The following is a 15,326-nucleotide window of genomic DNA, read 5'->3' as shown; positions in this document are numbered from 1 at the left end:
GCGGCCGTCCGGCCGGCCCCCCGCCCCCGGACCACCCAGGGGCTCCGCCCCCGGACCCCCGGCCCTCGCCCACCCACCCCCCGACTCGGTGGGCCGAGAAGCTCGGCTCGAAACCTCCCGGCGGCCGTCCGGCCGGCCCCCCGCCCCCGGACCACCCAGGGGCTCCGCCCCCGGACCCCCGGCCCTCGCCCACCCACCCCCCGACTCGGTGGGCCAAGAGGCTCGGCTCACAGCCGCCCCCGCCTCTCAGCCGCCCGAGTCGTCCGCCCCGCCCTCCGGCCGCCCGAGTCGTCCGCCTTGCCCTCCGGCCACCCGAGTCCTGCGCCTTGCCCTCCGGCCGCCCGAGTCGTCCGCCATGCCCTCCGGCCACCCGAGTCCTCCGCCCCGCCCTCCGGCCACCCGAGTCCTCCGCCCCGCCCTCCGGCCGCCCGAGTCGTCCGCCTTGCCTCTCAGGCGGACGAGTCGGTGGGTGGGTGAGGGTGGTCAGAGGGACGGGGTTGCCGGTTCGGCTTCCGGTACGCGGCGGCGGCGTCTGCGCTTGAGGAGCGCCCAGGGGCCCCGGGGCCCGGTCGGCATCGCCGCCGTGACCTCCGTGCCCGCCTCGGAAGCGGCCTCCGCGGCAGCCCGCGCCACCGGCAGGAAGCCCTCACGACGCGACACGTCCGGCCGCTCCTCCTCCGCCGGCCACAGGCCCAGCGCCGCGCACACCGTGGGCAGGACCGCCATGGCCGCCGTGGCGTACCCCTCCGCCGAGGGGTGGTAGTTGTCCGGGCCGAACAGCTCCCGCGGGTTCGCCTCGAACTCCGGCCCCAGCAGGTCGCCCAGCGACACCGTGCGCCCGCCCTGCTCCACCACCCCGATCGTCTGAGCCGCCGCCAGCTGCCGCGAGGCCCGCCGGGCCAGCCAGCGCAGCGGCTGCTGCACCGGCTCGATGGTGCCGAGGTCGGGACACGTGCCGACCACCACCTCGGCGCCGGCCGTGCGCAGCCGTCGTACCGCCGCCGACAGGTGCCGTACCGAGCGCGTCGGCGGCATCCGGTGCGTCACGTCGTTCGCGCCCACCATGATCACGCAGATGTCCGGGACGGGGACCGAGGCGGACAGCACCAGGGCGACCTGGCGGTCCAGGTCGTCGGACTGGGCCCCGGGCAGCGCCACGTTCCGCAGCTCCACCGGCCGTTCCGCCACCGCGGCCAGCCCCGACGCCAGCAGGGCGCCCGGGGTCTGGCCCGCCCGGTGCACGCCCTGCCCCGCGGCAGTGGAGTCACCGAGGACGGTCAGGCGCAGGGGCGGTTCGCCGGGGATGTCGTACGCGTGGCCGTACACGCCGTCGGCCACCGGTAACCGGCCGCTGCTGCCGTTGCCCACGTGGCGCCTGGCCAGCCGCACCTCCGCCAGCAGCAGACCGACCGCGGCGGCGCCGACCAGCCCGACCCCGCCGCCCCCGTACGCCGCTCCGGCCGCGATGCGCCGGGCCACCCTCGCCCTCGACATGCTCGTCATGCGTCGCCGCCACCTCCTCGTAGCCGTACCCACTCCTTGCCCCGTACGGACCGTGCGTCAATCTCGACGGGCAGTGAACGGCCGCTCCGGCCGCACGGGTGGCCTTAGGCTGGCGACACCACTACGAACACACCTTTTGCAGCGACCGGAGACAACGGTGCAATTTCACGACTCGATGATCAGCCTCGTCGGCAACACCCCGCTGGTGAAGCTCAACAGCGTGACCAAGGGCATCCAGGCCACCGTCCTGGCCAAGGTCGAGTACTTCAACCCGGGCGGCTCCGTGAAGGACCGCATCGCCCTGCGCATGATCGAGGCCGCCGAGCAGAGCGGCGAGCTGAAGCCGGGCGGCACGATCGTCGAGCCGACCAGCGGGAACACCGGTGTGGGTCTGGCGATCGTGGCGCAGCAGAAGGGCTACAAGTGCATCTTCGTCTGCCCCGACAAGGTGAGCACCGACAAGATCAACGTGCTGCGGGCGTACGGCGCGGAGGTCGTCGTCTGCCCGACCGCCGTCGATCCGGAGCACCCGGACTCCTACTACAACGTCTCCGACCGGCTCGTCCGTGAGACCCCGGGCGCCTGGAAGCCCGACCAGTACTCCAACCCCAACAACCCGCTCTCGCACTATCACTCGACCGGCCCCGAGCTGTGGGAGCAGACCGAGGGGAAGATCACCCACTTCGTGGCGGGCGTCGGCACCGGCGGCACCATCTCCGGCACCGGCCGCTACCTGAAGGACGCCAGCCAGGGCAAGGTCAAGGTCATCGGCGCCGACCCCGAGGGGTCGGTGTACTCCGGCGGCTCCGGGCGGCCGTACCTGGTCGAGGGCGTCGGCGAGGACTTCTGGCCGACCGCCTACGACCGCACCGTCGCGGACGAGATCGTCCCGGTCTCCGACAAGGACTCCTTCCAGATGACCCGCCGGCTGGCCAAGGAGGAGGGCCTGCTGGTGGGCGGCTCCTGCGGCATGGCCGTCGTCGCCGCGCTGGAGGTCGCCGAGCGGCTCGGCCCGGACGACGTCGTGGTGGTCCTGCTGCCCGACAGCGGCCGTGGCTACCTCAGCAAGATCTTCAACGACGAGTGGATGGCCGACTACGGCTTCCTCGAGGACGAGGGCCCCAGCGCCCGCGTCGGCGACGTCCTGAACGACAAGGCGGGCGGCTCCATCCCGTCCCTGGTGCACATGCACCCCGAGGAGACCGTCGGCCAGGCCATCGAGGTGCTGCGCGAGTACGGCGTCTCGCAGATGCCCGTCGTCAAGCCGGGGGCCGGACACCCCGACGTCATGGCCGCCGAGGTCGTCGGGTCCGTGGTGGAGCGCGAGCTGCTGGACGCCCTGTTCAACAAGCGCGCCTCCCTGGAGGACCCGCTGGAGAAGCACATGTGCGCCCCGCTGCCCCAGGTCGGCTCCGGCGAGCCGGTCGGTGACCTGATGCAGGTGCTGGGCACCGCGGACGCGGCGATCGTCCTGGTCGAGGGCAAGCCGACCGGTGTGGTCAGCCGGCAGGACCTGCTGGCCTTCCTGGCCAAGGGCGGCAACAAGTAGCCAACGCCGGGTGAACCGCCCGTGTGCGCAGCGAACTTGCTCCGGGACGGGGTTCGCGGAAGTGGTACGAGCGTGTCATGTGCGCGCAGCACCCGCTTAACACGGGTCCGGCACATTGGTGGGTGTCGGCAGGGCGATGGAGGTACCTCCCAGGCGTCACGCGCCGGGGGAGCCTCCCCGCCCGGGCCGGCCCCGATCGGCGTCAAGGACCTCCGGAGCGGCTCCCGGACCTCCATGGACGCCACGGACGCGTCAGCCCGGCCCTGACCCGGCCCGCGTCCCTCGCGGGGACCGCCGTCGTCCCGCCCCCCGGTCTCCGGGGGTGCGGCGGTCCCCGCGCACTCTTCCCCCCGGTTGCGCTCAGTCGTCGCCGGCGGGCCGCTCCCGGCCGTGGCGGCCGGCGAACAGTTCCGGGTTGAGCCTGACCGCCTGCACCGCATTGACGCCGACGATGCCGAGCCAGGTGACCACCATCCCGGACAGCCCGGCGAGGGCGCCGGCGATCGACGACAGCGGGATCGCCAGTACCAGCGTGATGAGGGCGAAGCCGTAGCGCTCGCCCCAGGAGTCGGCCGGCTTCGGCCGCCGGGACCCGCGCACCCTCGCCATCTGCTGCTCGGCCAGCCGGCGCCGCACCCCGCGGTCCACCGCGTCGTCGATCCGCTGCTCGACCTTCTCCAAGAACGAGTCCACGAGGGCGGAGTCGTAGTCGTCGCCCAGTTCCCGGCGCGTCCGCACCGTGGCGTCCAGGTCCTTCCTGAGCTCGGCGTCATGCGGATCGAGTGAGTTCATGCCGGTCAGCTTAGGGAGCGGCCGGTCTGCCGCGCACTGGGGAAGACCCCCCGGTCAGGGCCCTGGTCCGGGTGAGGGACGGGGGCCGGGGAACGCCGCGCTATTCCCGCGGAACGCCTTCGTCCAATTACGCCGGGACCTTGAGTAAAGCAACGGTACGCGGACGGAACAGAAACGGACCATGGCTGCTCGAAGATCGCTTGTGTCTGAGAAGATCTTTCAGATCGAGGGGGAATCATGCGTAGCAAGCTGGCGGGCCTGATCGGCATTGTCGCCTTGGCCGTTGCTTTCGGAACCGGACTGATGGTGCACAACACGGGGGTCGACGGGACCGGTAAGGGTGTGCACGTTCTGGCCACCAATGAGGGGCCGGGTTCCAGCCACCAATAACAAGCCGGACTACTGAGCCATGTCCTGAGTCCGTGTGCCGCAGCAGAAGGAACCAAGCGTGCAGCACGCAGACGCACGGTCAGGCGAGTTCAGGATGGCCCGGGGGATGTTCATCGCAGTGAACAGTTCTTCTGCGCTGCGCAGGTGCTCCCGGGCGACTTCCTGCTTTCCCAGCGACTTCTCGGCTTTTGCCATGCCGTGCAGTCCGTGCGCCATACCCATGCGGTATCCGATGCCCAGTGCCCTCTGATGGGCACTGCGGTGCAGGTCGAGCGCCTTTTCGTGGTCGCCTCCGTACTGGTGGACCAGTCCCGCGATGTTCTCGACCTCGCACTGCCAGGTCACGGTACCCAGGGGGCTGACGAGCGCGAGTGCTTGATCGATGTACGTCATCACCTCGTCGCCCTGTCCGTTCCGCTGGTGGAGGACGGCTCGCAGAGCCAGGGACATGGCCCGGTTCCTGGGCATCGCGGAATCCTCGCCGAGTGCCAGGGCCCGGTCGAGGTACCTCTGCGCCGATGCGTCGTCGCCGCCGTCCAGATGCGCGATGACCAGGTCGTTGAGGGCGGCCACTTCGTGCTCCTGCTCCCCGACCTCCCGGCACAGCATGACGGCCCGTTCCGCGGCGGCGATCGCTTCCGCGGTCCGGCCCTGCCACAGGTGCAGGGTGCTGAGGTTGCACAGCGCGATGGATTCGCGCCTGACGTTTCCCAGCTCGCGGTGCAGCCCGATTCCGCGCAACAGCAGGCCGTATCCCTCGGAAAGGCTGCCGAGCACGATGTGTGCCCAGCCGAGCAGGTCCAGGAAGGCCGCCTCGCTGACGGGGTCCCCGTGCGACCGTGACACCCGCAGACCCTCCTCCGCCGCCTCCGTCGCCGAGCGGAACTCTCCGAGTATCTGGTGGGCCGAGGCCAGGTTGGCCAGGCTCAGACACAGGGCCTGGGTGTCCGCCGCCCGGCGGGCCGCGGTCACCGCGACCTCCGCCAGTTCCCGGAAGTCCCGGATGGCTCCCTGCGCATGCAGGTGGAGCACCGTGTTCCTGGCCAGGTAACTGGCCAGACGGTGGAAGTCGTGTTTCTGTCCCAGCCGGACGGTGGCCTGCAGGGCCCGGCTCTCCCGGTCGTACCAGCGGCGGGCGGACGGTGCGTCGCCGAACGCCGGAAGCCCCGACGCGTTGCCGGTCGGAGCCGACGCCCACCGGCGCAGGCCGGGAAACAGGATCCGGCACGCCTCGTTCGTCGCGCCCAGGTAGTGGTTCAGGAGCCGGCCGACCGCCGTGTCCTTCTGGTGCCGCACGGAATCGTCCCAGAGGCTGAGGGCGAAACTGCGGATGAGGTCGTGGAAGGAGTACCGCCCTGCCTCGTGCTGCTGCAGGAGCTGCGAGTCGAGCAGGTCCTCCAGCATCTGCTCCGCGTCTCGGGGCGTCATGTCCGTGAGAGCCGCGGCCGCATGAGGGTCGAAGTTGGGCCCGGGATGTACTCCGAGGAGCATGAACGCCCGGCGGTGCTCCTCGCCCAAAGCCTCGTAGGACAGCTGGATGGTCGTGGCCACGCTGCGCTCGGTGGAGCGCAGCTCCGTGAGCAGGGCGTCCTCCTCGCGGAGCCGGTCGACGAAGTACTGCAGCGTCCAGCGGGGGCGGTTGTGGAGCCGGGCCGTGGCGATGCGCAGTGCGAGCGGCAGATGTCCGCAGAGAGTGGCCAGGGACTTGGCGGCTTCGGGGTCGGCGGCCACGCGGTCCTCGCCGAGGGTCCGGGCGAGCAGCGCCGCGCTCTCCTGCGGCGCCAGTGTTCCCAGTGATATCCAGTGCGCCCCGTCGAGGTCGAGCAGTCGGCCACGGCTCGCCACCAGGACCAGGCACTCGGACGTGACGGGCAGGAGCGGGCGTATCTGAGCGGCCTCGGCCGCGTTGTCGAGGACGAGGAGCAGTCTGCGCGAGGCCGAGGCCGCCTGCCACATCACGAGACGGCTCTCGGTGTCATCGGGGATGGCGTTGTCGGGTGTCCCGAGGGCGCGCAGCAGGATGCGCGTCGCCTCCTCGGGCGCCAGGGGGCGTTCCCCCGGGGTGAAACCGCGCAGGTCGATGTAGAGCTGGCCGTCCGGGTACGAGGCGGCCAAGCGGTGCGCCGCACGCACGATGAGGGTGGTCTTGCCGGCGCCGCCCATCCCGTCGACGGCGACGATCCGCACCCCTTCGCCCGTCTGTCCCCGGTCGAGCAGGTAGCCGAGTTCCAGCTGACGGCCGGTGAAGTCCGGTAGTTCGTACGGCAGGGTGCACGGGGGGTTCTCGGCGGCTCGCGCCCCGTCGGACGGCCGGACGGGAGGGACCGAAGGCGCCGGGGAGGGCGTGTCCAGTTCGGGGCTGGCCCGGAGGATCTTCTCGAACAGGCCGGTCAGGTCCGGGCAGGGACTGATCCCCAGCTCCTCCGCCAGCAACTCCCGTACGGCGGCGTACTCGTGCAGCGCCTCGGCCTGCCGGCCGGCACGGTACAGGGCGAGCATCAGCTGGGCGCGCAGTCCCTCGCGCAGCGGGTAGGCGTCGGCGAACTCGCGTATCTCGCTGACGAGGTCGCTGTCCTCGCCCAGCTGGAGCCGGAGCGCGAAGAGCTCCTCCACCGCGGCCAGGCGCCGTTCCTCCAGGACGGTGGAGGCCGCGTCGAGGACCGGCCCGCCCGTCCCGTTCAGCACCGGGCCCCGCCACAGCGCGAGGGCCTTGCGCAGCTCCCCGGCCGCCGCACCGAGCTGTCCCGCGGAGCGGCCGGACGTGGCCGTCTGGACATGGTGCGAGAAGAGGTGCAGGTCGACTTGGAGCGGCTGTACGGACACGCGGTACCCGGCGTCCTCGGTCACGATCAGCGCCGGACCGTCGGGCAGGCGCCGCCGGAGGTCGGCAATGGCTTTGCGGACCTGCTGCTTGGCGGTATCGGGCGGGGTTTCTCCCCACGCCGTCTCGATGAGGCGCTCGATGGGCACCGTCCGTCCCGACTCCAGGAGCAGCGACGTCAGAATGCGGTCCTGAAGCGGCCCCCCGAGCTTGATCCGATGCCCGTCGGCCAGGCATTCCAGGGAACCAAGAACGTTGAACCGCAGCCCGCGATTATCTGCACTCGTCATGCGCCCCCCCTGTGCCCCTGGAAAATACCAGGTCAAACGCCTACTGCCACAGCCTAGGTGACTGCCGCAGCGAGCGGTACCGGACCGGTAGGTGAGTGGTATCACCGCCAGGCAGGCTCCTTGCAGCCACCGAAAGTGGCGCTGCTCCGCGCATCCCGAGGCACCCCCCACTGGTGCCCGGAGGGTGCGGACCGGGAATGCGCTCGGACCGAAACCCCCGCGCATACAACGGCGCCGGCAAATCCTGCGCCGCCAATTCACCTGAAGGAGTCATGATCATGACACTTGCGGCAACTGTCGCCAGCTGTCTCGTATGCGACACCGAATTCGAGGTGCGCGACGACTGGGAGAAGGGCGAGATCACCGAGTGCGGCGCCTGCGGCCAGGAGCACGAGGTCGTCGAGAAGTCCGCGGCGGGCGTCCGCCTCGACCTTGCCCCTGAGGTGGAAGAGGACTGGGGCGAGTGACGACCTCCGACCAGGTCCTGCTCTCGGTCACGATGCTGCGCCCGGAGGAGAAGCTGCTCCTCGGCGCGCTGCGTGACGAGGGCCTGACGGCGCAACCGCTGCTCATGGAGGATCTGGCCGAGATCGTGGCGGGCCACTCCGGCCCGCCCGCTCTCGCCCTGATCAGGAACCTCTCCCACCGGGACGCGATCAACGTCTCCCGCCGCCTGGAACACGCCGGGGTCCCCACCCTCAACCGCGCGGCCACGATCGAGACGTGCAACGACAAGGGCCTGCAGTCGCTGCTCTTCGCACGGCACGGCATTCCGCACCCCACCACCCGGCACGCCTTCAGCTTCGACCAGGTCCGCCAGAGCGTCGCCGCCCTGGGCATGCCCGCCGTGGTCAAGCCGGTCAGCGGCTCCTGGGGACGCGGGGTCAGCAAGATGACCCACGCCGACTGCGTGGAGGCGTGGGCCGCGGGCCGCGAGTCCGCCGACGCCACGGGAAAGCAGTTCCCCGTCGTCGTGCAGGAGTACATCGACAAGCCCGGCCACGATCTGCGGGTGGTGGTCGTCGGCCGGACCCCGGTGGTGGCCATCCAGCGGGTGTCGGACGACTGGCGCACCAACACCCACCTGGGCGCCGAGGTCCGGCGCGTCGAGGTCAGCACGGAGATGGAGAAGCTCTGCGGGCAGGTCGTCGACGTCCTCGGCCCCGGCTTCTACGGGGTGGACCTGGTCGAGGACCGGTCCACGGGCGAGCTGCTCGTGCTCGAAGTGAACGCCAATCCCGAATTCGCCCGCTCCTCCGCCCAGCACGGAGTGAACGTGGCCGGCCACCTCGCCGCCTACGTCGCGGAGACCCTCACGGCCTCGGCCGTGTGACACGGAGAAGATCCATGGAACTGTTCGACACCGCAACGGTGCTCGCCCGCGTCCTCACCACGGGCGTGGTCATGAGCATCGAGAAGAGCGACCGGGAACTGCCCGGACTTGAACGACTGCTGACCAAGCAGACCGGACGCGCCCGGGCCGTCCTCGTCAACAGCCGTACCGCCGCGATCCACGCGGCGCTCGCCGGCCAGGGCATCGGGCACGGCGACACCGTCGCCGTCCCCGAGCCGGACGCCGCGACCGGCCGCTTCCTCGGCTGGCTCGGCGTCAAGACCGAGGGCCAGGGGCCGGTCGCGTACGACTACGTGTCCCTGGACTCCGCCAACGCCGACCGGCTGGGCGAGCTGACCCGGAACGCCACCGCCCCCACCCTCGTCGTGGACCTCACCGGACTCGGCTTCGGACCGGCCGCCGCCGTCCTCACCGACGACGACGGGGTCTGGGCCCGTGCCGAGCGACTGAAGATCTTCGGCGCCTACGACCTGCGCACCATGTGGACGCAGGAGGAGGCCGACGCCTCCCTGGTGCCCGGGGTCCAGTTCAACTACCGGCTCAGCCCCCTCGTGGCCGCCTGCGTGCGGATGGCCCTGACCCAGGCGGCACGTCCCGCCACTCCCACCGGAGCGCGCTCATGATCACCGATTTCCCGGCAACGCCGCTGCCCCTGCCCGACCCCGCCGAACTCGACTCCGAACTCGCGGCACTCGGCGGCGGAGCCATGATTCCCAAGGCGTCGCGTCGCACCCTCTTCCCGGTCATCACCAAGGAAGACGTCTTCAACCTGATGCTCGCCCAGCGGCAGACGCCCGAGAAGGTCGTCGCCGACTTCGCCGAGGCCTACCGCTCCTACGTCGGCGCGGCGCACGCGCTGCCCACCGCCAGCGGCACCTCCAGCCTGCACATGGCCCTCGTGGGCGCCGGCGTCCAGCCCGGCGACGAGGTCATCGTGCCGGCGTTCACCTTCATCGCGACCGCGCAGGCCGTCGTCGCCGCGCACGCGATCCCCGTGTTCGTCGACATCGACCCGGTCACCTACTGCATGGACCCGCAGGCCGCGGCCGCCGCGATCACCGACCGCACCCGCGCGCTCATGCCGGTGCACGTGCACGGCCTGCCCGCCGACGTGTCCGCCCTGCGCGCACTCGCCGACCGGCACGGCATCGCCCTCGTCGAGGACGCCTCGCACGCCCACTCCGCGAAGGTCGGCGAGCAGGTGGCCGGCTCCTTCGGGGACGCCGCCGGCCAGAGCCTGATGGCCGACAAGAACTTCCCGCTCGGCGGCGAGGGCGGCATCGCGTTCTTCGCCACCGAGGAGAGCTACGACCTGGCCCGGGCCTACCTGGAGCAGCACGGCATCGACTACGGCATGTCGTGGGTCGCGGCCGCCTTCGGCGCCAGCCAGCTCAAGCGGCTGCCGTACTACGACGAGATCCGGGCCCGCAATGCCGCGCTGCTCGGCGAGGCCCTGCACGGGACCGGCCTGTTCACCCCGCCGCACGTCCCCGGCGGACACGTCCACGCGTACAACATGTACCGCATCACCCTGCACCCCGAGGCCGTCGGCCTGGGCGACATCCCGGTGTTCGCGGTCAAGGAGGCCGTGCACGAGCTGCTGGTCGCCGAGGGCGTCCCGGCCCGCGAGTGGCAGAACACCCCCATCCCGTGCCACCTGCCCTTCCAGCACCGGGACGGCTTCGGGAACGGCTACCCGTTCACCCTCAACCCCGGCGCCGTGCGCGACCACCGGCCCGAGGACTTCCCGGTCACCCTCGGCATGCTCGACAGCACCCTCGTCCTCTGCCGCGAACTGCGCTCCCCGGTGGAGTACGAGCGGATCCTGCGCTACGCCGACGCCTTCCGGAAGGTCGCCCGCCGTCCGGACGCCATCCGCAAGCTCGTCGAGACGCGCGACTACCGCCGTCCCTACGACAAGGCGGCCCGCCTTGGCTGACGCAGCGCACGAGAAGATACGCGTCGCCGTACTCGGAGCCAGCGGCTACACCGGCGGCGAGGTGATCCGGCTGCTCCTGGAGCACCCGCAGGTGGAACTCGCGTTCCTCTCGGCGGAGCGCTCCGCGGGCGCCGCTGTCGGCAGCAGCCACCCCTGGCTGCGCAACCACCCCAAGGCGTCCAACCTCACTTTCCGGCCGCTGGCCGAACTTGCGGACACCGACACCGTCGACATCGCCTTCGGCTGCCTGCCCACCGGCGCACTGCCCGAGCAGCTGGCGCTGGTCGCCGACCGGGCCAAGCGCGTGCTGAACCTGGGCGGTGACTTCCGGCTGCGCGACGAGAAGGAGGTGAGCAGGCATTACCCGGGGACCGCGGCCCACCCGCCGCTGGACGAGTTCGCCTACTACGTGCCGGAGTTGAGCCCCAGCATCCCGGACAGCCGGTTCGTCAGCCTGCCCGGGTGCATGGCCGTCACCACGATCTACGCCCTGTACCCGCTGTTCGCCGGCGCCGCTCCGCTGGTCGCCGACCGGGTCGTGGTCGACGCCAAGACCGGGTCCACCGGCGGCGGCCGCGGCAGCGGCGAGCAGCCGGCCGAGCGCAGCGGCAACTTCCGGGTGCACAAACTGCACGGTCACCGGCACGCGCCGGAGGTCCAGCAGGCCATCGCCGACTTCACGGGCGCCGCCGTCGACCTGAGGTTCTCCACGCACAGCCTCGACGTGTCGCGCGGCATCATGGTGACCGCCTACTCCGAGCTGCGGGACGGCGTCACCGCCCTCGACGTCAAGCGTGCCTACGCCAAGGCGTACGTCGGCAAGCCGTTCGTGCGGGTCCGCCCGGCACCCAAGGCGCCGCAGGACTTCCCCATGCTCAAGGCCGTCACCGGCTCCAACGTCGCCGAGGTCGCGGTGTCCGTCCGCGACGGTCAGTGCGTCACGGTGGCCGCCCTCGACAACCTGATCAAGGGCGCGGCCGGCCAGGCCATCCAGGCCATGAACCTCATCCACGGCTTCGACGAGGCAGCCGGGCTGCCGATCACGGCGGTGTCGCCGTGAGCCGACCGCTGTACGTCATCAAGGTCGGCAGTGCGACGCTCGACCGCGAGGTCATCCACAAGGAGATCGCCGACGTCGCCGCCCGCGGCGCCCGGGTGCTCCTGGTGGCGGGCGGGGCCACGGGCATCGAACGCCACTACGCGGCGATCGGCCGGCCGGTCCCCACGCTCCGGCTCGCCAACGGCGACGTGGTGCGCTACTGCCCGCCCGAGGAGATGGACCACCTCGTCGACGCCTACGAGCGGGTCACCCTGCCCGCCGTCGAACACGGCCTGCGAGCCCAGGGCCTGCGCACGTTCACGGCCGTCGCCGCGCGCAGCGGCCTGGTCGTCGGCCGGGCCAACCGCCCGTTGAAGGCGCTGTCGGCCGAAGGCCGCCCTGTCGTGATCCGCGACCACCGGGCGGGCGTACCCGCCGACGCCGACACGGAGGCGCTGAACGCCCTGCTCGACGCGTACGACGTCGTCTGCCTGTCCCCGCCGGTCGCGGACCGGGACGGCGGCGCCCCGCTGAACGTGGATGCCGACGTACTGGCCGCGGTGCTCGCGGTCGCCCTGGACGCCGACCACCTCCGGCTCGTCACCGGCACCGCGGGACTCCTGACCGACCCGGACGACCCGGACTCGACGCTGCGCGACGCCTACCCGGGCGACGGGGCGCAGTACGCCGGCGGCCGCATGCGCCAGAAGGTGCGCGCAGCCGAGATCGCTCTGCAGGGCAGCAGCGCCGACGTCGCCATCACCGGTCCGCACACCATGGGCGAGGCGGCGGGATGGACCCGGTTCTGGCGCACCCGGGGGCCCGCCGAGGACCTCGACCTGCTCACGCGCGCCGTCTCCGTGTCCTCGGTCTCCGGCGACGAGGCGGAACTCGCCTCCTGTCTCGCCGAATGGTGCCGGGCCCGGGGCATCGAGGCCCGCATCGACCCGGCGGGCAACCTCGTCGCGTCCCGGGGCACCGGTTCCCGCCGGCTGTTGCTCATGGGCCACCTCGACACGGTCCCGCACCGCTGGCCCGTCGAGTGGCGCGACGGTGAGCTGTGGGGGCGCGGCAGCGTCGACGCCAAGGGCAGCCTCGCCGCCTTCCTCGAGGTGCTGGCGGACGCGGAGGTCCCCGAGGACGGCCAACTGGTCGTGGTCGGTGCCGTCGAGGAGGAGATCTCCTCCTCGAAGGGCGCGTTCCACGTACGGGACAACTACCCGGCCGACGCGGTCGTCATCGGCGAACCCAGCGGCTCGGGAAAGCTGACCCTCGGCTACTTCGGCCTCTTCAAACTGGCGGTGACCGCCTCGGTGCCCACCGGCCACTCGGCCGGCATGGACGCGGTCTCGGCCCCGGACCGGCTGATCCGGGTCCTCGCCGAGATCCGCGCGTCGGTGCTCGAGCAGGCGCCCGAGGCGCTCAGCGCGGTCATCGACATCCGGTGCGAGCGCGGACGGGAGCGCGACCGGGCGCACGGCATCCTCAACTTCCGGGTGCCGCCGGGCGCCGACCTGGAGGCGCTGCGCACCGCCGCGCTCCGGCACGCCGGTGACGGCGTCGGGATCGAGGCGCTGCGTGCCACCCCGGGTCACCAGGGCGGCCGTTCGGGCCCGCTGGCCAAGGCGTTCGTCCGCGCCTTCGCCGAGGCCGGGGTCAGGCCCCGCTTCGTGGTGAAGAAGGGGACGTCGGACATGAACACCCTGGCGACCACCTGGCACGACGTGCCGATGGTGGCGTACGGGCCGGGCGACTCCGCCCTCGACCACACCGACGAGGAGCGCATCGGGGGCGAGGAGTACCGCGCCGCCCGCGCGCTGCTCGCCGACGCGGTGAGCCGCTGGTTCGCCCTTGCGGAAGGGAGCCGCCGATGACCGCCGTGCTCGAGAGTCCCACGGGCGCCGGGGCACTGGTGTCCCCCCTGGCCGAGCGGGCCCTCGAGGCCCGGCGGCTGGTCGTCGACATGGCGGCGTCCGAGCGCGGCTGCCATCTGGGCGGCAGCCTGTCGGTGCTCGACATCCTGGTCGCCGCGCTGCACCGGGCCTCCGCCGGGGACGGCACGGAGGTCGTGCTGAGCAAGGGGCACGCCGCCGCCGGCCTGTACGCCGCGCTGTACGTCAGCGGCATGCTGCCGGAGAACCCGGCACCGCTGTACGGCCGGGCGGGCCAGCCGTACACCGGTCATCCGGGCCCCAAGGTGCCCGGGGTCCGGTTCCCCACCGGCAGCCTCGGTCACGGCGTCCCGTACGCGGCGGGCTGGGCCCTGGCCCGCCGGATCGGCGGACGCAGCGGCCTCGGCATAGCCGTCGCAGGCGACGGCGAGCTGCAGGAAGGGCTGGTCTGGGAGACCTGCCAGGTGGCAGCGGCGCAGCAACTGGGCAACTTCGTGCTCGTCGTGGACCGCAACGGCGGCCAGAACGACGGGCTCGTCGCGGACATCTCGCCGCTGCCCTCTCTCACCGAGCGGTTCGCCGCCTTCGGCTTCGAGGTCACGGAGACCGACGGGCACGATCTGGCGGCGCTGACCGAGCTGTTCGCCAGGGACCGGTCGGCCGCACGCCGTCCTCTCGCCGTCGTCGCCCACACCGTCAAGGGCAAGGGCGTGCCGGCCGTGGAAGGCAAGGCGGGTTCTCACTACGTGACCATCGACGCCACGCGCGCCGCGAAGTGGAAGCGAGCGATCCGATGACTCTCTCCGGCCGTGACGCCTACCGCGAGGAGCTGACCGCCCTCGCCGTCGAGGACACTTCCCTCGTCTGCCTGGAGGCGGACCTGGGCGGCAAGAACCACCCCTTCCAGACCGCCCACCCGGACCGGTTCTTCAACGTCGGCATCGCCGAGGGCGCCATGGTCGACATGGCGGCGGGACTGGCCGCCGGCGGCTACAAGCCCTTCGTCAGCACCTTCGCCCCGTTCGCGGCGCTGCGGGCCGCGGAGAGCCTGAAGCTGACGCTGGGCTACCTGAACGCCGGGGTCACCGTCGTGGCACCGTACGCGGGCGTGTCCGGCGCCTGGTTCGGCACCACCCACCACTGCCTGGAGGACCTCGCGGTGCTCCGCAGCGTCCCCGGCGTGACCATCGCGGCCCCCTACGGCGAGGCCGAGATGCGTGCCGTGGTCCGGTCCGCGGCGCGCAGCGGAAAGCCGCACTACATCCGCACGGGCCGGAACGCCACGTACGAGTCGCTCCCGCTGCCGGACGGTGAACTGCCGCTGGTCAACTGGGAGTCCGAGGCGGATCCCGAGGACGTCTGCCTGGTGTCCGTGGGCGAGGAGGGCACCCGCCTGGCGCTGGCCGCCCGCGCCGCCACCGGGGCCTCCCACGCACACCTGGTCCACCTGGACCACGAGCACCTGACCGAGGCCGCCGCGGAACTGGCCCGCCGGCACGACCGGTTCGTCGTCGTCGAGGAACACCGCAGCCAGGGCGGAGTGGCCGAGGCGCTCGCGCTGCTGCTGCCCCGGTGCGAGGTCACGGCGGTGGGCGCCGGCCAGGAATGGCCCTCGACCGGCGGTGACCACCAGGAGGTCATGGCGTCGCTCGGCCTCGATCTGCCCGCCGTGCTCGCGGCCGTGGCAAGGGCACGCCACGGCCGGCCGACGGCCGCGGCCGCCGACGGGCACGCCCACGCCTGCGTCCGGTGAACCC

General features: G+C 72.1%; 13 protein-coding genes. 10 read left to right on the top strand and 3 right to left on the bottom strand.

The features are described 5' to 3' along the window. Window positions 1–483 precede the first annotated feature (483 nt). Complete coding sequence (locus ACZ4SF_RS35605; protein ID WP_468392778.1) at window positions 484–1,503, bottom strand: SGNH/GDSL hydrolase family protein; 1,020 nt, start codon at window positions 1,501–1,503, stop codon at window positions 484–486. Between the two features lie 157 nt (window positions 1,504–1,660). Here ACZ4SF_RS35605 and ACZ4SF_RS35600 point away from each other — a divergent pair, with 157 nt between their 5' ends. Further along, window positions 1,661–3,052, top strand: a complete 1,392-nt coding sequence (locus ACZ4SF_RS35600) for a cystathionine beta-synthase (protein ID WP_468392776.1) — start codon at window positions 1,661–1,663, stop codon at window positions 3,050–3,052. Window positions 3,053–3,412: 360 nt separating this feature from the next. Here the strand turns inward: ACZ4SF_RS35600 and ACZ4SF_RS35595 are convergent, their stop codons facing one another. Further along, entirely contained in the window at window positions 3,413–3,844 is a 432-nt protein-coding gene (locus ACZ4SF_RS35595; RefSeq protein ID WP_468392774.1) for a hypothetical protein, read from the bottom strand. 237 nt (window positions 3,845–4,081) lie between these two features. On the opposite strand from ACZ4SF_RS35595, the gene ACZ4SF_RS35590 reads away from it, so the two are divergent. After that, the gene (locus ACZ4SF_RS35590) at window positions 4,082–4,234 is read left to right on the top strand and encodes a hypothetical protein (RefSeq protein WP_468392772.1); all 153 of its coding nucleotides are present in this window, start codon (window positions 4,082–4,084) and stop codon (window positions 4,232–4,234) included. 9 nt (window positions 4,235–4,243) lie between these two features. On the opposite strand, the gene ACZ4SF_RS35585 is transcribed toward ACZ4SF_RS35590, so the two are convergent. Continuing rightward, entirely contained in the window at window positions 4,244–7,345 is a 3,102-nt protein-coding gene (locus tag ACZ4SF_RS35585; RefSeq protein WP_468392770.1) for an AfsR/SARP family transcriptional regulator, read from the bottom strand. 278 nt (window positions 7,346–7,623) lie between these two features. On the opposite strand from ACZ4SF_RS35585, the gene ACZ4SF_RS35580 reads away from it, so the two are divergent. From ACZ4SF_RS35580 to ACZ4SF_RS35545, 8 genes are read left to right on the top strand one after another with little or no spacing between them, the layout of a single operon-like run. Further along, window positions 7,624–7,812, top strand: a complete 189-nt coding sequence (locus ACZ4SF_RS35580) for a lysine biosynthesis protein LysW (RefSeq protein WP_468392768.1) — start codon at window positions 7,624–7,626, stop codon at window positions 7,810–7,812. Next, window positions 7,809–8,678, top strand: a complete 870-nt coding sequence (locus ACZ4SF_RS35575; protein ID WP_468392766.1) for a RimK family alpha-L-glutamate ligase — start codon at window positions 7,809–7,811, stop codon at window positions 8,676–8,678. The genes ACZ4SF_RS35580 and ACZ4SF_RS35575 overlap by 4 nt, the downstream gene beginning before the upstream one ends. 14 nt (window positions 8,679–8,692) lie before the next feature. Further along, entirely contained in the window at window positions 8,693–9,322 is a 630-nt protein-coding gene (locus ACZ4SF_RS35570; protein WP_468392764.1) for a DegT/DnrJ/EryC1/StrS family aminotransferase, read from the top strand. Next, the gene (locus ACZ4SF_RS35565) at window positions 9,319–10,638 is read left to right on the top strand and encodes a DegT/DnrJ/EryC1/StrS aminotransferase family protein (protein WP_468392762.1); all 1,320 of its coding nucleotides are present in this window, start codon (window positions 9,319–9,321) and stop codon (window positions 10,636–10,638) included. Before ACZ4SF_RS35570 ends, ACZ4SF_RS35565 begins: the two co-directional genes overlap by 4 nt. After that, a complete protein-coding gene (argC, locus tag ACZ4SF_RS35560; RefSeq protein WP_468392760.1) occupies window positions 10,631–11,698 on the top strand; it encodes an N-acetyl-gamma-glutamyl-phosphate reductase in 1,068 nt (355 codons plus the stop codon). The genes ACZ4SF_RS35565 and argC overlap by 8 nt, the downstream gene beginning before the upstream one ends. Beyond that, a complete protein-coding gene (locus ACZ4SF_RS35555) occupies window positions 11,695–13,551 on the top strand; it encodes a M20/M25/M40 family metallo-hydrolase (RefSeq protein WP_468392758.1) in 1,857 nt (618 codons plus the stop codon). Before argC ends, ACZ4SF_RS35555 begins: the two co-directional genes overlap by 4 nt. Then, window positions 13,548–14,366: a thiamine pyrophosphate-dependent enzyme gene (locus ACZ4SF_RS35550; RefSeq protein ID WP_468392756.1), complete on the top strand. Its 819-nt coding sequence runs from the start codon at window positions 13,548–13,550 to the stop codon at window positions 14,364–14,366. Before ACZ4SF_RS35555 ends, ACZ4SF_RS35550 begins: the two co-directional genes overlap by 4 nt. Further along, window positions 14,363–15,322, top strand: coding sequence for a transketolase family protein (locus ACZ4SF_RS35545; protein WP_468392754.1), 960 nt, complete (start codon window positions 14,363–14,365; stop codon window positions 15,320–15,322). The genes ACZ4SF_RS35550 and ACZ4SF_RS35545 overlap by 4 nt, the downstream gene beginning before the upstream one ends. The last annotated feature ends 4 nt before the right edge of the window (window positions 15,323–15,326 follow it).

Source organism: Streptomyces sp. NPDC027663, assembly GCF_055566415.1.
This window is presented reverse-complemented; position numbering and strand designations above follow the sequence as displayed.